Annotated in this window: 19 protein-coding genes and 1 rRNA gene; 15 read left to right on the top strand and 5 right to left on the bottom strand. The window is 54.0% G+C overall.

What is annotated here, in order from left to right:
* The first annotated feature begins 158 nt into the window (after positions 1-158).
* Positions 159-689 carry a nuclear transport factor 2 family protein gene (locus tag VIN76_RS09340; protein WP_332041576.1) on the top strand — a complete coding sequence of 177 codons (531 nt, stop codon included), beginning with the start codon at positions 159-161 and terminating at the stop codon, positions 687-689.
* A 36-nt stretch (positions 690-725) separates the two neighbouring features.
* Positions 726-2,066, top strand: coding sequence for an aromatic ring-hydroxylating dioxygenase subunit alpha (locus VIN76_RS09335; protein WP_332041575.1), 1,341 nt, complete (start codon positions 726-728; stop codon positions 2,064-2,066).
* A gap of 108 nt (positions 2,067-2,174) precedes the next feature.
* Here the strand turns inward: VIN76_RS09335 and VIN76_RS09330 are convergent, their stop codons facing one another.
* The gene (locus VIN76_RS09330; RefSeq protein WP_332041574.1) at positions 2,175-2,780 is read right to left on the bottom strand and encodes a TlpA disulfide reductase family protein; all 606 of its coding nucleotides are present in this window, start codon (positions 2,778-2,780) and stop codon (positions 2,175-2,177) included.
* A gap of 28 nt (positions 2,781-2,808) precedes the next feature.
* Here VIN76_RS09330 and argH point away from each other — a divergent pair, with 28 nt between their 5' ends.
* The 4 genes from argH to VIN76_RS09310 are packed head-to-tail and all read left to right on the top strand — an operon-like array spanning position 2,809 to position 6,513.
* Positions 2,809-4,179 carry an argininosuccinate lyase gene (gene argH, locus VIN76_RS09325; protein WP_332041573.1) on the top strand — a complete coding sequence of 457 codons (1,371 nt, stop codon included), beginning with the start codon at positions 2,809-2,811 and terminating at the stop codon, positions 4,177-4,179.
* The gene (locus tag VIN76_RS09320; RefSeq protein ID WP_332041572.1) at positions 4,176-4,424 is read left to right on the top strand and encodes a lipoprotein; all 249 of its coding nucleotides are present in this window, start codon (positions 4,176-4,178) and stop codon (positions 4,422-4,424) included. Before argH ends, VIN76_RS09320 begins: the two co-directional genes overlap by 4 nt.
* Positions 4,425-4,476: 52 nt before the next feature.
* Entirely contained in the window at positions 4,477-5,736 is a 1,260-nt protein-coding gene (gene lysA / locus VIN76_RS09315; RefSeq protein ID WP_332041571.1) for a diaminopimelate decarboxylase, read from the top strand.
* A gap of 6 nt (positions 5,737-5,742) precedes the next feature.
* Positions 5,743-6,513, top strand: coding sequence for a precorrin-2 dehydrogenase/sirohydrochlorin ferrochelatase family protein (locus VIN76_RS09310; RefSeq protein WP_332041570.1), 771 nt, complete (start codon positions 5,743-5,745; stop codon positions 6,511-6,513).
* Positions 6,514-6,881: 368 nt separating this feature from the next.
* Here the strand turns inward: VIN76_RS09310 and VIN76_RS09305 are convergent, their stop codons facing one another.
* A complete protein-coding gene (locus VIN76_RS09305) occupies positions 6,882-7,343 on the bottom strand; it encodes a hypothetical protein (RefSeq protein ID WP_332041569.1) in 462 nt (153 codons plus the stop codon).
* A gap of 104 nt (positions 7,344-7,447) precedes the next feature.
* Here VIN76_RS09305 and VIN76_RS09300 point away from each other — a divergent pair, with 104 nt between their 5' ends.
* The 6 genes from VIN76_RS09300 to VIN76_RS09275 all read left to right on the top strand — a co-directional run bounded on the left by VIN76_RS09300 (position 7,448) and on the right by VIN76_RS09275 (position 14,193).
* Positions 7,448-8,230, top strand: coding sequence for a TlyA family RNA methyltransferase (locus VIN76_RS09300; protein WP_332041568.1), 783 nt, complete (start codon positions 7,448-7,450; stop codon positions 8,228-8,230).
* Positions 8,231-8,290: 60 nt separating this feature from the next.
* Positions 8,291-9,442 carry a mechanosensitive ion channel family protein gene (locus tag VIN76_RS09295; protein ID WP_332041567.1) on the top strand — a complete coding sequence of 384 codons (1,152 nt, stop codon included), beginning with the start codon at positions 8,291-8,293 and terminating at the stop codon, positions 9,440-9,442.
* 139 nt (positions 9,443-9,581) lie between these two features.
* Positions 9,582-10,760: an acetyl-CoA C-acyltransferase gene (locus VIN76_RS09290; protein ID WP_332041566.1), complete on the top strand. Its 1,179-nt coding sequence runs from the start codon at positions 9,582-9,584 to the stop codon at positions 10,758-10,760.
* A 31-nt stretch (positions 10,761-10,791) separates the two neighbouring features.
* Positions 10,792-11,082, top strand: coding sequence for a putative quinol monooxygenase (locus VIN76_RS09285; RefSeq protein ID WP_332041565.1), 291 nt, complete (start codon positions 10,792-10,794; stop codon positions 11,080-11,082).
* 159 nt (positions 11,083-11,241) lie between these two features.
* Complete coding sequence (locus VIN76_RS09280) at positions 11,242-12,621, top strand: DUF4139 domain-containing protein (protein WP_332041564.1); 1,380 nt, start codon at positions 11,242-11,244, stop codon at positions 12,619-12,621.
* A 3-nt stretch (positions 12,622-12,624) separates the two neighbouring features.
* On the top strand, positions 12,625-14,193 hold the full coding sequence (locus VIN76_RS09275) for a hypothetical protein (RefSeq protein ID WP_332041563.1): 1,569 nt from the start codon (positions 12,625-12,627) through the stop codon (positions 14,191-14,193).
* An 84-nt stretch (positions 14,194-14,277) separates the two neighbouring features.
* On the opposite strand, the gene VIN76_RS09270 is transcribed toward VIN76_RS09275, so the two are convergent.
* Both VIN76_RS09270 and VIN76_RS09265 read right to left on the bottom strand, forming a co-directional pair.
* Positions 14,278-14,694: an acyl-CoA thioesterase gene (locus tag VIN76_RS09270; RefSeq protein ID WP_332041562.1), complete on the bottom strand. Its 417-nt coding sequence runs from the start codon at positions 14,692-14,694 to the stop codon at positions 14,278-14,280.
* Entirely contained in the window at positions 14,687-14,986 is a 300-nt protein-coding gene (locus VIN76_RS09265; protein WP_332041561.1) for a hypothetical protein, read from the bottom strand. The genes VIN76_RS09270 and VIN76_RS09265 overlap by 8 nt, the downstream gene beginning before the upstream one ends.
* Before the next feature lie 151 nt (positions 14,987-15,137).
* Here VIN76_RS09265 and VIN76_RS09260 point away from each other — a divergent pair, with 151 nt between their 5' ends.
* Positions 15,138-15,566, top strand: coding sequence for a CBS domain-containing protein (locus tag VIN76_RS09260; protein WP_332041560.1), 429 nt, complete (start codon positions 15,138-15,140; stop codon positions 15,564-15,566).
* 3 nt (positions 15,567-15,569) lie between these two features.
* On the opposite strand, the gene VIN76_RS09255 is transcribed toward VIN76_RS09260, so the two are convergent.
* Positions 15,570-16,373, bottom strand: coding sequence for a sugar phosphate isomerase/epimerase (locus VIN76_RS09255; protein WP_332041559.1), 804 nt, complete (start codon positions 16,371-16,373; stop codon positions 15,570-15,572).
* Between the two features lie 267 nt (positions 16,374-16,640).
* Here VIN76_RS09255 and VIN76_RS09250 point away from each other — a divergent pair, with 267 nt between their 5' ends.
* Positions 16,641-16,820: a hypothetical protein gene (locus VIN76_RS09250; RefSeq protein ID WP_332041558.1), complete on the top strand. Its 180-nt coding sequence runs from the start codon at positions 16,641-16,643 to the stop codon at positions 16,818-16,820.
* A 425-nt stretch (positions 16,821-17,245) separates the two neighbouring features.
* Positions 17,246-17,639 (top strand): 16S ribosomal RNA (locus VIN76_RS09245); the annotation flags it as partial.

The following is a 17,639-nucleotide window of genomic DNA, read 5'->3' as shown; positions in this document are numbered from 1 at the left end:
CTAAAAGGCACGATGGATGCTGAAACAAGTTCAGCATGACGGTGCTTTAGGAATTAACTTCATCTCCAGCATATCATTAGCTCCAAGCCTATTAGTTCTAGGAGTGTCCCTGCCAGCCCAAATGGGGTTCATTTTGTTCAGGTAGAGGATGAATGCCAATGAGCACTCTTAATGTTGAAACTATGACCAGCCTTGCAACCTTGGCTGACAAGCAGGCCTGTATGGAGCTGGTTGCCCGAACGGCGAGGGCCATTGACCGATGTGATGAAAAGCTCCTGAAAGAGCAGTTTCACGCAGATGCCCATGACGACCACGGTTCCTTTCGCGGTTCGATTGACGAATTTGTCACATGGGTCATGCCGGTGCTTCACAGCATGGAGCGCACCCAGCATTTTATCGGGCAGATATTGATCGAGGTGGACGGCGATTCGGCCAGCGGGGAGAGCTATTTCATTGCCTCCCACGCCCTCACGCACAATGGCGAGCAGCAGCAGATGATAGCCGCAGGGCGTTATCTCGACAAGTTCGAGCGACGGGACTGTGTCTGGAAAATCAGCAGCCGCCATGCGGTTTACGACTGGAACAGCAATGTTCCGTGCACCGATGCGTGGGACCGCGCCAGCCCCGGTGACATGGTCTTTGGCAAGCGCGGCGATGCGGACGCATCTTATGACCATTTTGGCGGCTGAAAAAAGCAGGATAAAATAAAATAGAGGATAGGCATTATGGCGAGCATAGTAGAACAGCGTGATCTGAAACGTCCGGTAGCGGATATTTCCAAGCAGCCAGAGCCTGTATTCAAAAACACGCCGATCACCACGGACCGTTATTATTCGCGGGAGTTTATGGACCGGGAATGGGAAAAGGTCTGGACGAAAACGTGGCAGATTGCGTGCCTGTCCAAGGAATTACAAAAACCCGGCGACTATGTAACGACCGAACTGGGCCGCGAATCCATCATTTGCACGATGAGCAAGGATGGAAAAGTCAGGGCCTTTTACAATGTGTGCCAGCACCGCGGAATGGAACTGGTGCCCGACAGATGCGGCAATGCGAAAAGGCTGACCTGTCCTTATCACGGCTGGGCCTATGACATGGACGGGACATTACGGTTCGTCCCCGATGAAGCGGATTTTCCGCAGGGAAGCCCTTGCGGTAAATTGAATCTGGTCGAAATACCAAGCGAAAGCTGGGCCGGGTTTGTCTGGTATAATATGGACGAGAATTGTGCGCCGCTGAAAGAATATCTCGGCCCGATTGCGGACCAGATCGACAGCTATCCCATGGAAGAAATGACCCGCACGCTCTGGGTAACGATCGAAGGGGATTTTAACTGGAAGCTGGTTCAGGATAATTTCAGCGAATCGTACCATGTTCCGTTCGTTCATCCCGAAACCAAGTTCGTGATGGAATATTCTTACCGGAACAGCCAGTTTGACCATTATGACGAGGGGCATTGCCGGATGTTGATGCCCGGCGCGATTCCGGCGGCCAGTATAAAGGGCGGGGAAAAGGAAACGCTGGCTTCGATGAAGGAAGAGCTGGAGTTCTGGGAAATGGACCCCGAACAATATCGCTATGGCAAGACATCGAATATCCGGCTGGATCTGCAAAAGCAAAAACGGCTTCTGGGTGAGAAAAAGGGTTTTGATTTTTCCAATTATCACGACGCGCAGCTAACCGATCACTGGCATTATACGATTTTTCCGAATCTGTCGTTCAGCCTGAAACCCGACGGCAATATCTGGCTCCGCGCGCGGCCGCATGAATCGGACCCCGAAAAATGCTATTTCGACATGTGGTATATGACCCTGTTCCCCAAAGGGGTGACGGAATATTATTCGCAGTCGATAAAAGCGATGACATCGATAGATGAACCCGTCGCTCACAAACAGGGCAAAGCGGGCGAGGTGTCGGCAGGACCGGCGATCGACCAGGACGTTGCGATTTGGAGCCAGCAGCAAAAGGGACTGCATTCCAGAGGATATAAGCGCGACTATCTGGCAGGGCAGGAAAGCCGGATGCGCTATTTCCACGAGACTCTGGAAAAATGGATGGCCTATTGAAAGCGGTCTAGCTCAAACGCCACCGTCATTCCCGCGAAGGCGGGAATCCGGCTTACTTCTTTAGCAAGGTCTAGATAGCTGGATTCCCGCCCTAGCGGGGAATAATCACTACTTACTGGAAAGCGTTTCTTCCATCAGTGTCGCTGCGCGTGGGCCGTCCCAGTCCATCGCACCGATCACCCGCCAGACTTCCTTGCCGCTGGCATCATAGAGCACGGTTGTCGGCATCAGGCCGGAACCGAATCCGAAGCTCAGGCCGTTTTCGGGGTCGGTATAGGGTTCAAGCTCGGCAAAATCAGCCTTGGCAAAAAAAGGCTCCACTTTTTTGGGGCCTTCCAGATCCTGCGAAACGACCAGCACTTGCAGCCGGCTTTTTTCCCGCGCTGCCAACTTGTCCAACATCGGCATCTCCACCACGCAAGGCGCGCACCATGTCGCCCAGATGTTTACCAGAAGGGGCTTTCCAGCGAAGTCCGAGAGGCGCACAGTCGCGCCATCCGGGGCCGTGAAGGGGGTTTCCAACATTGGTGAGCCGCGCTGCGATATGTCGAGCTTGCCGGACAAACCGCTTTCTCCCTCGACAGACTCCATCTGTTCCATATCATCATTGACTTGCCCCGCTCCGTCAGATTGCTTATCGCCGGATTGGCTATCACAAGCGGCAAGAATCGCAGGCAAACACAGAAACAGGAATAATCGTATCACTAATCGCACATCAGATTCCAATCAGAGTTCCAACCAGATGTGGGGCGGCCGTTTTGCCGATGGCCCGTCATCCGTCATGCGCGAGATAAACGCCTCCATCCCGTTCGACAAGCGATTATGGCGGCAGGATATTCGCGCATCACTCGCTCATGTCTCCATGTTGTCCACCCAGGGCATTGTCGAAGAGAAAGACGCGGACCAAATTATAGACGGCCTCAATCAGATCGCCCAGGAATATGAAGCAGATGGTGTTCCCGAGAATCTCGATCTGGAAGACATCCACATGACAATCGAAGCGCGGCTGACTGAAATAATCGGTCCGGTCGCCGGTCGTCTGCATACCGCGCGATCACGAAATGATCAGGTGGCGACCTCTTTCCGCTTGTGGGTGCGCGATGCGATGGATGACGTTTCAGCTGGCCTGAACAATTTGCGCGACGCATTGATCGCCCGCGCCAAGGAGCAGGCGGATACGATCATGCCCGGCTTCACCCATTTGCAGGTCGCACAGCCTATCACCATGGGCCATCATCTTCTTGCCTATCATGAGATGTTCGCGCGTGACAGCAGCCGCTTTTCAGCAGCGAGAGAGCGTTTGAACCAATGTCCGCTTGGCGCGGCGGCTCTTGCGGGAACCGGCTTTCCCAATGACCGGCAACTCACGGCGGCGGCTTTGGATTTTGACGGTGCGACTACAAACTCGATGGACAGCGTATCGGATCGGGATTTCGCGCTCGACTATCTCATGGCTGCATCCCAAACGGCGCTGCATCTGTCACGTCTGGCCGAAGAAATCATCATCTGGGCATCACAGCCCTTCGGGTTTGTTAAACTGTCCGACGAATGGTCAACGGGCAGCTCTATCATGCCGCAAAAACGTAATCCCGACGCTGCCGAACTGGTTCGCGGACATTCGGGCCGGATTGTCGGATGCCTGAACGCATTGATGATGACGATGAAAGGCCTGCCGCTCGCCTATTCAAAGGATATGCAGGACGATAAACCGCCAGTGTTTGAAGCGCATGACCTGCTCGGTCTTTCGCTTGCAGCGATGACCGGCATTGTCGAAAGCGTGACCTTTGTACCGGAGCGTATGCGCGCGGCTGCCGATAGCGGCTTCTCCACCGCGACCGATCTTGCAGACTGGTTGGTGCGAGAGATCAATATTCCGTTCCGTGAGGCCCATCATATCACTGGCGCGGCTGTGAAGCTGTGCGAAGAGCGCGGATGCGATCTGGCCGACCTTGGTGCTGCGGATCTTGCTGCGATAGATGCCCGGGTTAAGGGCTACGACATGCCGGATTTGAGCGTCGAGGGTTCCGTTGCCAGCCGCACCAGCTATGGCGGAACTGCACCGGAGCAGGTAAGACAGCAAATCAAGATGCTGGAGCAAACGGATCGCGTATGACAAAATACCGGAAAATTGTGGCTTTTGCTGCGCTTATGATTCTCTCTGCCTGTGGCAACCGCGGTGATCTTGTGCCTGCAAAAGGGGAATCGCTGCCGCCACCTGCTTATGGTGAGGCCGAAAAACCAACTGCCCAGGAGTTGATGACGCCATCCAGTCAGGCTCAGCCTGAGCGAAGCGATGAACTGCTCCGCCGGTCGGAGACAAGGCAAGATGACAAATTCGACTTGCCGCCGACCGGCTAACGTCGTTTTCAACCAATTTCTGCTTAATTTACATATCTGAAAGCCCCATTTAATGGATCATTTTCAACTGAAAGACGGCGTGTTGTATGCCGAAGATGTCGCACTTCCGGATATTGCGGCACAAGTTGGCACGCCGGTTTATGTCTATTCCCGCGCAACATTGGAGCGCCATGCCCGCGTATTCCGGGAAGGATTGAAGGCCGCTGGAAAAGTTCACCTGGCCTTTGCCGTTAAAGCCAATCCCAATCTGGCGGTGCTAAAAATTCTGGCGAATCAGGGATATGGAGCGGATGTCGTCTCTGGAGGAGAGTTGGAACGCGCGTTGGCGGCGGGGATGAAGGCAGAAGATATTGTTTTTTCCGGCGTTGGCAAAAGTCGCGCAGAACTGGAATTGGGCTTAGAAAAAGGCATTGGTCAGTTTAACCTTGAGTCCGAAGAAGAGGGGCAGATGCTGGCGGAAATCGCTGCTGCTAGGGGGCAACGTGCACCGACGACGCTTCGGGTTAATCCTGATGTCGATGCTGGGACACATGCGAAAATATCTACTGGCAAGGCGGAGAATAAGTTCGGTGTAGCGATTGATGTGGCGCCGGATATTTTTGCGCGCCTGTCAAAGCTGGAAGGATTGGACCTGCGCGGTATCGCGGTTCATATTGGCAGCCAGTTACAAAATCTCGATCCGCTTGAGAAGTGCTATACCCGCATTGGCCAACTGCTCGGTGATTTACGAGAGGCGGGTCATGAAATAACCCATGTTGATTTAGGCGGCGGCCTTGGTGTTCCCTATAGGCCAGAGGAAGATCCGCCTAGCCCGGCTGAATATGGCGCGATGGTTGCGCGGGTTACGAAGGGTTGGGATGTTACTTTGATGTTCGAACCGGGGCGTGTGATTGCAGGCAATAGCGGTATCATGATGACGAAGGTGATCAGGATCAAACCCGGAGTGAACAGCGATTTCGTTATTGTCGATGCGGCGATGAACGATTTGATGCGCCCCGCTATTTACGATGCGTGGCACCATTTTGAAGCAGTTAAACCAACGGGTGAAACCATGTCGGCTTCTGTTGTTGGTCCGATTTGCGAGAGTAGTGATATCTTCGCGAAAGAACGAGTGGTGGACAAAGTGGAGACGGACGACCTATGTATATTTCGGACCGCCGGCGCCTATGGCGCGACGATGGCCAATACCTATAACAGCCGCCCATTAGTGCCAGAGGTGCTGGTTGATGGTGACAGATTTGCAGTGGTGGCAGAGCGGATTGAACCGGCGGCGATCATGGCCGCCGAACATGTGCCTGACTGGCTGGACTAGGCGGTTATGAACCAGTTTCCGATCTTTGTGAATTTGCGTGGGCGCAAGGTCATATTGATCGGTTCGGGGGAAATGGCCGATGCGAAAAGGCGGCTTTACGAGCGGGCCGGAGCGATCATCACCGATGACGAGCAGGCGGAGGCCGCGCTGGCGGTAGTTGCGCTAGAGCATGATGATGAAGCCGAGATGGCAGCCAAGCATTTGAAAAAACGTGATATTCTGGTAAATGTCGTTGACCGCCCGGATTTATGTGACTTTACAACGCCTGCCATAATTGACCGTCATCCGGTTTTGATTGCCATTGGCACTGGCGGGGCATCGGCGGGGCTGGCCAAGGCGCTGCGGCAGCGGCTGGAGCGCTTGTTGCCCGATAGCCTGGGCTCGCTGGCGGAGAATCTTTTGGCGGCGCGCGGCAGGATTAGACGGCAATGGCCCGATAGTGCCCACCGCCGCCGCGCGATTGATGCGGCGCTGGACCCCGGCGCGATGCTTGATCCCTTTGCCGATAGGCGTGATGATGCGGTGGATGATTGGTTAGCGAATAAGCCTTCAGGCACGGCGGATCAGGTAATTGAAATTGATCTTGCAAGCACCGACCCCGACGAGATGACCATCCGTCAGGCCAGGCTTTTGGGTCAGTCTGACAGGATATTTGCCGATAGCGATGTGCCAGAGGCCATCCTGAAGCGTGCCCGCGCCGATGCGCAGCGTATCGATTTGGATGCATATCAACCGGATAAGCAGGATGGCCTGACCCTTTTGATCCGGATGAAATGAGCGCAAGAAAATTCAAAGCGCCAGAGTGAATAGAGCAAAAATGAAAAGAGACTGTCGGTCGCGTTGACCGACAGCCCCTAAACATGGGTCAGCGGTTGGAAGTGCCGCTGCCGGAAAACATGATCTTTAGATCAGGCAGGTTTCCCGAACGGATTTTTCCGACCCCTGTGCTGAACCATGAGACATCGGACCACCTCCTTTCGCTTGTTGATAAGATACGAACTGCTGCATTGAAAATCTCCGCTTGTTCGACATCTGGAATGTGAATCAATCGGGGGATGGGAACAAGACTTGAATTATTTTAATTTGCTGTCAGAATCAGAGCTTCCGCTCAAAGCCATTCGCGCTTTGACCTTGGGCTCTTCCCTTTAGCGGCAATCTTCCACAACGCGGGTAAATTCAGGCCAAATCGGGATGGCGAGGTGGGGCAATCCTGTTGTTTCCACAGCAAAGCGGCCACGGCTAAAGGCTATCCGGTCCATCATATAATCCGTCGCAGGTAGCGATATGGCCGCATAATTCCCGCTATTGCGTGCGGGATAGGATTGCGCTGCCGAAGTGGTCCTCAGCGTCATTTGCGCTCCGCTATTCGCTGTGGTTCCTGCACGTGAGAGGACCAGTTGATTGCGGTCCCGCTCGCAGCGGATGGTGAAACTTGCCTGCATATTTTGCGGACCGAATGAAGCGATGGAACCACGGCTTTCCGCGCGATAGGTCCAGTCCCCTTGCGCCAAAGGCCATTCAGTCCAGTCGCTTTGCGCGGGCTGGGCCGGTGGCGGCGCTGCTGGAGCAGGCGTCGGGGCCGGTTCTTGCGGAGGTTCTGGCACCACAGTCGAGCAAGCCGAAGCCAATAAAAGGGCGGACAGGGGAAATATGATTCTCATAAGTCATGAATATGGTCAAAAGCATTGCGCTAGGCTAGTGCCAATTTCCTATGCCCGATGACAAGAACAAAGCTGTTAAGCCTGCCAAAATACGGATTGACCAGATGCTGGTTGACCGCGGGCTGGCGGAAACCCGTGCCAAAGCGCAGGCCTATATCATGGCGGGGCTTGTCACGGTTGCCGGTCAGAAAATCGACAAACCGGGGCAAAAATTGGCCAGCGACGCGGTAATTGACCTGAAAGGCAAGGACCACCCATGGGTTTCACGCGGGGGGATGAAGCTGGATCATGCGCTGGACCATTTCGCGATTGCTGTGGCCGGGCTGACCGCCATCGACGTGGGCAGCAGCACCGGCGGCTTTACCGATGTCCTTCTCAGCCGGGGCGCTGCAAAGGTCTATGCGGTTGACAGCGGCACCAACCAGCTTGCCTGGAAATTGCGTCAGGATGACCGGGTGGTCGTGCATGAACAAACCAGCGCGCGGATCCTGACTGACCGGCATATTCCCGAACTGGTAGACCTGATCGTCTGCGATGCCAGCTTCATTTCTCTGACCAAGGTACTTGAACGGCCGATGGACTTTGCAAAGCCGGACGCGGTGCTGGTCGCGCTTATCAAGCCGCAATTTGAAGCGGAACGCGCCGATGTAGGCAAAGGGGGCGTAGTGCGTGATCCGGCAGTACATGATCAGGTGTGCGAAAAGGTCACGGACTGGCTGATCGCGCAGGGCTGGACAGTGCAGGGCATCGCGCAAAGCCCGATTACCGGACCAAAGGGCAATGTCGAGTTTCTAATCGCTGCCCGGCGGCAGGAAACGCAGCTACAGGCATGATGATTTCCGCTGTTCAACCGGCTTGTGTTTCCCGCCCATCCCGATTAGCAGTTTGTTTCTATGGCCCAATCCAGTGATCTAGGATTTATAACCGATATCGCGACTACCTTCCAGAGGTTGGGCAGTGATGTCAGCGGGTGGCTTTCACAACATTATGTCGAGTTGATCGTTGCGACCATAGTTGGCGTGGTAATTTTTGCGATACTTGGCGGTATCAAGCGAGTGGCGGCCCGCAGTGTCAAAAAAAACGACGATCTCTTCGGGTTTCGCGCCATAATTTTGCGTACGATTGCCCGGACGGGCAGGATTTTCATGATTATCGTGTCGGCCCAGTTGGTCGTGGCTTATACCGATCCCCCGGCGGCGATTACCAAAACAGTCGGATTTCTGTTCATAATTTCGGCGGTGATCCAGAGCGCAATCTGGGTACGGGAACTGATCCTTGGTTTCTATCAGCACAAACTGGCCACTGATCTGGAGCATTATGAAACGTTGCAAAGTGCCACGACGCTGATTCGTTTGTTGATCACCTTTGTGATCTTCGCGATTGCAGTGATTGTGATTCTGTCCAATCTGGGGGTAAACGTCACTGGCCTGATCGCCGGTCTGGGCGTGGGCGGCATTGCTATTGGCCTGGCGGCGCAGGGTATATTTTCGGATCTGTTTGCTGCGCTTTCGATCATTTTCGACAAGCCTTTCAAACAGGGAGAGACGATTTCTTATGATACCAGCACGGGAACGATCGAGAGGATCGGCCTGAAAAGCACTCGGCTTCGCGCGATTAATGGTGAGGAGATTATCATTTCCAACACCAATTTGCTGAACAAGGAAATTACCAATCTGTCCCGGCTGAAAAGACGACGGACGCGCTTTGCCATAGGCGTTATCTATCAGACAAAGCCCGACGATGCGCGGCGTATTCCGGAGCTGTTAAAGACGATCGTGAAGGATCATAACGCGGTATTCATCCGCTCCGGCTTTGTGGGATTTGGCGACAGTTCAATCAATTTCGAGCTCGATTTCGATATCATGGGCAGCGACTTTGAAACGGTATATAATGGCCGCCATGACATTGGCTTGGCAATCCTGCAAAAGTTTAACGAGGAAGGGCTGGAGTTTGCCTATCCAACGCAAACGAGCTTTACTGCAGCTCCCGATGGCGAGATGATATTGCCCTATCCCGAAGGCGGTTTCCTTCCTGCGAAGCAATGACATGCTGGAGACATGATTGGGGTTGCGGGAATTCCGTAGCGTCAGAACCAGTGGCAAAGAAAAACCTTGTCTTACGGCCTTTTAACGCAGAATATGCGCGGCAAATATGACTGTTATCTAACAAGAGAGGATCTTCATCATGCGTGACGCAGTAATCGTTTCGACCGCCAGAACCCCGATTGGCCGTGCCTATAAGGGTGCTTTCAATACCACGCTTGGCCCAACGCTTGGCAGCTATGCAGCGAAGGCCGCTGCCGAACGCGCTGGCATTGATCCGGCGCGTATCGACGATGTCGTCTGGGGTAGCGCGCTGCAACAAGGGTCGCAAAGCACAAATCTTGCGCGGCAGGTCGCGCTGCGCGCCGGTTTCCCGGTTGAAGTGCCGGGCATGACGCTCGACCGGCAATGTTCCTCTGGCCTGATGGCGATTGCAACGGCCCACAAACAGGTGGTGATCGACCGTATGGATATAGTGATCGGCGGCGGACAGGATTCTATTTCGACGGTGCAGACACCGGAAATGCGGGTGCAGCCCGACCGCGAGCTGATGGCTATGCATGAAGATATCTATATGCCGATGCTGCAAACCGCCGAAGTCGTAGGCGCCCGTTACGGCATCAGCCGGGAAGCATGTGACGAATATGCGCTAAAATCGCAGCAGCGCACAGCCGCAGCCCAGGCCGCCGGTAAATTTGATGACGAACTGATCTCCGTAACAACCACGATGGGTGTGCAGGACAAGGAAACAAAAGAGATTTCCCATCGTGAAGTGACGATCAGCAAGGATGAGGGCAACCGTCCCGAAACCACGCTGGAAGGTTTGCAGAGCCTGAAACCCGTGCTTGGACCCGACAAGATTGTCACCGCCGGTAATGCTTCACAGCTTTCCGATGGTTCTTCTGCCAGTGTGCTGATGGAAGCTGGCGTGGCTGAAAAGGCCGGCCTCAACCCGCTTGGCCGCTATGTCGGTATGGCTGTGGCTGGCACCAAGCCCGATGAAATGGGCATTGGTCCGGTTTTCGCGATCCCCAAATTGCTTGAACGTTTCAACCTGAAAATGGATGATATCGGACTGTGGGAACTGAACGAAGCCTTTGCTGTTCAGGTTCTGTATTGCCAGAAAAAGCTGGGAATTCCGGACGAGCTTCTGAATGTGAATGGCGGCGCTATCTCGATCGGGCATCCTTATGGCATGACCGGCGCGCGCTGCACCGGCCACGCGCTGATCGAAGGCAAAAGACGCGGCGCGAAATATGCCGTTGTCACCATGTGCATTGGCGGCGGTCAGGGCGCGGCCGGGCTGTTCGAAATACTTTAAGTCAAAGCATGAATAATCAGGAGAGTAGAATATGGCAGTAGGTGTAGTAGCGACTTTGACGGTGGCAGAAGGCAAGAATGCTGATTTTGAGGCCGTTTTCAGCGAGCTTATGACCGCCGTGCGGGAAAATGAGCCCGACAACGAGTTTTATTCCGTCTTCCGCTGCAAGGATAATCCCCAGCAATATCGCGTGCTGGAACGCTATGTCGATCAGGCGGCGCTAGAGGCCCATGGAAAGTCCGATCATTTTCGCGCCAGCGGTGCAAAGCTCGCGCCCTGCATGGCGGCTGCGCCGGTAATCGAATATCTGGACGCGATCTGACAGGGGCAGCCGGGCCAGCAACCTGATTGATGGTCCGGCGCTCTTGCGGAAAATACATTGAAATATAAGCGCTATTCGGGAATAGTCGGGGCGATATTGTTAGAACTACGTTCATTTTCGCGCCCTTAAACGGTGCGATACGAACGATGGAGAGATAATATGCGGTTTCTCGCTTTTACCGGTCTGGCGCTGGTAACTTTTGCAACCCCGGCGATCAGTCAATCTGATGGTCAGAGTGATGTAGCGGTCACGATCTATAATGGTAATCTTGCGCTGGTGCAGGATACGCGCCGCCTGAATATTCCTTCGGGCCGCTCGGTGCAGGAATTTCCGGGCGTGTCGGGCCAGATCAGGGCAGAGACAGTCGGATTCAATGCCGATGACACCGCGATCATAGAGCAGAATTTCGACTATGACCTGCTTTCCCCGGAAAAGCTGATGGAAAAGGCGGTGGGGGAGACGATTACGATCGTACGTATGAATCCCGCGACCGGACAGGAAACGCGGGAGCGTGCCAAGGTACTGGCAGCCAATGGCGGTGTAGTGCTGCAAATCGGAAACCGGATCGAAGTGCTGCGCGATGACCGGCTGCCAACGCGGGTGATTTTCGACAAGGTACCGGAAAACCTGCGCGCCCGGCCAACGCTTTCGGTCACGCTGGACAGCACGCGCGGTGGCACACGGCCCGCGCAGCTCAGCTATTTGACCAGCGGTATGGACTGGAAGGCCGATTATGTTGCCTTGTTCGATGAAAAGGCGGGCAAGATGGATGTGCAGGGCTGGGTCACTCTGACCAACAATACCGGCACGACCTTTGATAATGCCAAAACCCTGTTGGTGGCAGGGACGCCTAATATGGATGGCCAGCGAAATTATAGTCCCCGAACCAATATCAGGCAGGCCGGAACGGAGTCGGCGGACCGGGAGGCTTTGGGCGATTTCTACCTTTACCCGCTCGCCGCGCGCACAACTATTGCCAATGCTCAGACGAAGCAGGTCAGCTTTCTGGACGTGACGGGGGCATCCGCGCAAAAGGCATATGAATTTACCAACCGCTGGCTCGGCACCCAAAGCGAACCGCAGAGCGCAGCGACGGTGCTGCAATTCAGCTCGTCGGCCAAGGGCGGTCTGGGCGATGCGCTCCCCGCCGGGACGGTGCGTGTATATATGAAAGACGCAGCGGGTCAGGCGCAGTTTATCGGTGAAAATAATATCGGCCACACGCCTATGGGGTCCGAACTGGGCCTGAAAACCGGGGAAGCCTTTGACGTGAAGGTGAAGCCCACCGTGACCGAAAGGCGGCGGCTATCACAGACAAAGTGGCGCACTTCCATGACTTATGAATTGACCAATGCCCGCTCCGAACCCGTCACCGTTTCGCTCATCCAGGACGGTCTGGACTTTTACTGGAGCGATACAAGGGTGGTTGACGAGAGCCTGAAAAGCAAACGGCGTTCATCGCGTAGCATCGTCTGGAGCGTGCCGGTCCCAGCTAACGGGAAGACAACGGTTACCGCGGCCTTAGAGACGCAGTTCTAAACCATGACAGTACGAGCGCTTTTCGCGTTCCTCTTGCTGGCGGCCGCTGTTCCTGCCTCCGCGCAGAGTGATTATTTCCCCCAGACTGTAACTTCGCAGGCGCCTTCCTCGGTCTCGGTGACGGTCTATCGCAATCCGGGTCGCAGCGGCGATGAAGGCATGAACCTGAATTATCTCGGTGGCTATGCGCTGATTACCGAACAGAGGACCGTCACATTGCCAGCCGGTGAAGTTGACCTTCGCTTTGAAGGCGTGGCTGGCGGGATCATTCCGCAATCCGCGATTGTCACCGGACTGCCGGACGGCATTATCGAAAAAAACCGCGATGCGGCACTTTTGTCCCCTTCGGCCTTGCTCAACGGCTATCTTGGGCGCGGCGTCACGATACGCCGGACCAGTGCAGCGACGGGAAAGGTACAGGAGTTTGACGCCCAAATCCGCACTGATGCCAGCGGCGGTATGGTGTTGCAAACCGCGGAAGGCTTTGAAGCCCTGCATTGCACCGGCCTGAATGAAACAATCGTCTATCCTGCGATTCCCCAGGGGCTTTCGGCCAAGCCGACCCTGTCGGTAAAAAGCCGGGTGGCGACACCGACCCGCGCTACTGTAACCCTGTCCTATCTTGCCACCGGCTTTGACTGGCAGGCCAATTATGTTGCGGACATCAGCGCGGATGGCAAGGCGATGAACCTGTTTTCATGGGTGACGCTGGCCAATGGTGATGAGATATCTTTTGTAAATGCCCAGACCCAAACAGTGGCCGGACAGCCCAATAAAGGCCGTGATAATATTCAGCGCCCTAGTGGTGGATTGATCGCGCTGCGCTGTTGGCCACAGGGGACGACCAGTGATGTCTCAGTGAAAAACTTTGAACGGGAACGCGCACAAGCCCGCTATTCCGGTGCCCCCATGCCCGCCCCGATGGTTGCTATGGAGGCCGCAGCAGACAGGATAACGGTAACGGCCAAGAGGGTAGAAGCGAAGCAGGAAGATCTGGGCGACCTGAAACTCTATCGCATACCGGTACCCGTCACCGTGGCGGCGCAGAGCCAGAAACAGGTTGCGATGTTTGAAAAAACCGCAATCCCGTTCGTGCAAATCCATGAAGGGCAAATATGGGCGGGTAGCACGCCGGGCGATCATCAGGACTCGCTTTCCCTCAACACCATATTGCGGTTTCGTAATGAAAAGCGGAACGGTTTGGGGCTGCCGCTTCCGGCTGGTAAAATGGTGGTGTTCAAGGCGGTGGGCGGTGAACGCATCATGCTTGGCGAAGGCGGACTGGATGACAAGGCAATTGGTGAAGAGGTCGAAGTCACGATCGGCCAAAGCCCGCTGGTCCGCTATCAACTGAAAGCGACAGGGGATGGCAATAGTAGAGATTTTGTCCTGACCATTACCAACGCATCGCAAAGCGCGGCGCAGGTTGAAATCAAACTCGACCATCAGGACAGGCAGAAACTGCGGAAAGCCAGCGGGAAGCTGAGCCGCAAGGATGGCAAATATCTGTGGAAAGTAACTGTGCCCGCCCATGGCGAGCGTGTATTGACCTATCGTATAGAGAAAGAGTGAATGGCTAAGCGGAGGCGGGCATCAAGCAACGCCCTAGCTCAAGCCTGCAGCTGCTTGCTCTAAACCTTGGAAATAATCCGAGACTCAACCGAGATATTTTGTTTTCGAACTTTCGGGGATGGACCGGGGACGGTGTGCCTCGTCCAACGCGACAAAAGTGAAAAGTCCGCTGGTCACCCGCACATGCTCTTCACCGCGATTGCGTTCCGCGACGACATCGATCCGCAAGCTGACCGACGTACTGCCAATCCGTTCGACTTGCGCATAAACGGAAACAATATCGCGGGTGAGGATAGGGGCCAGGAAAGACATGGCCTCAATTGCTACCGTAGCAGTGGAGCCTTGCGCGACCCTTGCGGCCATGATCCCGCCCGCAATATCCATCTGCGACAGAACCCAGCCGCCGAATATATGGCCGTTATTATTCAGGTCACGGGGTTGCGGTGCAACGCGAAGAACCGGCTGAGTCTTGATCAGCTCGCTAACTTTATCGTCACTCATCGCGATAGGGGAATTCGCCGAAAGAGTTTTTGACGCTATCGTCATGGCCGGAGGAACTGGACATAAAAACCAGACCCATTAGCGAGGATGTCAGCAATAATGCAAAGCCCACAGCAGCGGCCGTGGCGATATATAAATGGATGGAAACCATGCCATGCGTTATATATAAATAGCCCAGTGCAATCGCAACGCAGACTATTGTAAGGGCAATCATCCAGCGCATCAGGCGCCAGTAGCGTGACCAGGCAACAGCGGCATGGAGGGGATCGTCTAACTTTGAATGACCAGTCAAAATGGTTCGCTCCTTTTGAATAACCCCCCTTTGAACCTTATTATATAAGCCTTCAAGCCCCCACTTCTATTGAAAATATGCTATATTGTAATTCTGTGATACGAGAATCAGGTAAGTTTTGCCAAAGAGTAAAGCCAGAGAGAGGATGCGAATGACAATACAGGCAATTATGCAGGGAAGAGATGGCCCGATTTATAGCTGCACAGCAAATGATACAGTTGCTGATGCAGTTTCTTTGCTTTCCGGAAAAAGAATCGGAGCATTGCCTGTTCTGGATGGAAGTCATGTCGTCGGCATTTTTTCCGAGCGTGACTTGTTATATTGTATCGAGAAACTGGGTCCGGCGGCGTTGGACAAGCGCGTTTCGGAAGTGATGACCGCTGATGTCATAACTATTGATCTGGGGCTTAGCGCGATTGAGGCTCTGTCATTGATGACGCGGCGGCGCATACGCCACTTGCCGGTTGTCGAGGATAATAAGCTGACCGGCTTTGTTTCTATTGGCGATCTGGTGAAATATCGCATCGACAAGGTAGAAAGCGAAGCAGCGGCGATGCGGAACTATATCCAAAGCGCATGAACGCTACCGAATCGATATTCCGATATTACTAAAGTAAGAGAGGCTTTGTTGCCGCACCGCTGCGGCGCGTTGGGTCGCATCATTATAGCGATCCCGATAGGATTTGGACCTGACTTCCAAACTGAGCGGGATCGCAGCCGGCAAGGCTTCCAATATATCGGGTAATGGCAATTCGCCCTCTCCCGGTGCGCTGCGTAGATCCACGGCATCTAATAGATAAGCATCAAAATTGTCTGCGCAGTGTATATGCCCGTCGCATATCTGGCTATAGGGCATCAGGTTTCTATCGACAGCTTTCAAATCCGCAGGCGCATGACCGGCGCGCTGAAAATGCAAGCTGTCGATTAATACTGCCGCAGCAGGATGGTCGCACCGCTTTATAATATCCAAAGCCGAATCAAGCGAGCGAACTTCCGTAATCATCAGAAATTCCAATGCGACGCGCATATCGGCTGGTTGTGCCCACTCGCATAGCTGGTGCAAGGCCGCTGCCGTGCGATCCGGGTCAGGCTCTGAACTGACGACCAATATATTGGCTGCACCCAGTTCGGCCCCGGCATCTATTATAAGCCGGTGGTCGTCCGTCAGTCCGCCCCCTTCGGGAATCCAGACCACCTCTGTATCAAGGACGGACAAACCATATTCATCAAGGGCGTCCTTTGTCGCCTTGGCCAGTTGGGGAGTCCATTGCGACGGCTCTATAGTGAAGCCGACATGACTGAAGCCGGATCGACCGGCTGCGCGAGCGACCTGATCGGGAAGAAATTCAGGGAGCGTTCCAGCCGCCAGGGATAATATATGTGTCATAGGATAGGTCTATCCGGTGGCCCGCCCATTACAATGCGCGCTTTTATGAGGGCATGCTTACGGAGCTGTCATAAGATTCGCCGATTTCGAAAACTGTTTCGGGGCATTAAAAGGGAATCGCTCAATGATTTCCCGTCGAATCTAGATAGAATCGGTCTCTCCGATACAAAGAATCGCGATGGCGGACCTTTGTCGAGGCGTGTGGCATCGGAAAAATGGGAAAGTTCAAAAAAATCGGAATAAATTTGCGTGAGGGCAGAGGAAAAAGTGGAATCACTATCCAAATCAAAGATTCATGCGTTAAAACGGCTGAAAACTGCGGATGTTGTAGAGTTGAAAGCTGGATTATGGCGTTTCAATGGGTCCCTGGATGCTGAAAACCGCTCCAAAAAGACCCGCCAAAACGCTCAAAAAGGCGCCCTGAATGTAAAATGTCAGATTTTTTGAAACAAAAGTGAAAAAGTGTGTTGACGGAATCGGGCGACCAGCCTAGAGACCTTTTCACCGGCACGACGCGGCTCACACGGGCCCCACAGTTGCTGGTCGTCACAATTTGGAAGAACGGTTCTCCCCGGTAGCAATAGCGGGAAAAATCGTTGTCTGCTTTTTGATGGGCTCTTTGACATTGTAATAATAGATGAAGGGACATGTGGGCGGCGGCCCCAGACCCGGGAACTTCAAGGTTCCGGTGCTCTGGTAAGTTAAGTCGTTCCATAGGTTTCATATTAAGGCTCACGCTTTAATATGTATACCGAACATGTCCTGAATATGTATCCATATACGTAATTAAGATTTGTGCAGGAACGGCTCCTTGAAATGAAGCTGTTTCGGTGGATGGCAAACTTCGGTTTGTGCCACCATTACAGGACATCAAACTTGAGAGTTTGATCCTGGCTCAGAACGAACGCTGGCGGCATGCTTAACACATGCAAGTCGAACGAGATCTTCGGATCTAGTGGCGCACGGGTGCGTAACGCGTGGGGATCTACCATAGGGTACGGAATAACTCAGAGAAATTTGTGCTAATACCGTATAATGTCGCAAGACCAAAGATTTATCGCCCTTTGATGAACCCGCGTAAGATTAGCTAGTTGGTGTGGTAAAGGCTCACCAAGGCGACGATCTTTAGCTGGTCTGAGAGGATGATCAGCCACACTGGGACTGAGACACGGCCCAGACTCCTACGGGAGGCAGCAGTGGGGAATATTGGACAATGGGCGAAAGCCTGATCCAGCAATGCCGCGTGAGTGATGAAGGCCCTAGGGT

It is taken from the genome of Parasphingorhabdus sp. (assembly GCF_036568145.1).
Taxonomy (GTDB): domain Bacteria; phylum Pseudomonadota; class Alphaproteobacteria; order Sphingomonadales; family Sphingomonadaceae; genus Parasphingorhabdus.
The sequence above is the reverse complement of the archived record's forward strand: the minus strand, read 5'-3'. Positions and strand labels throughout refer to the sequence as shown.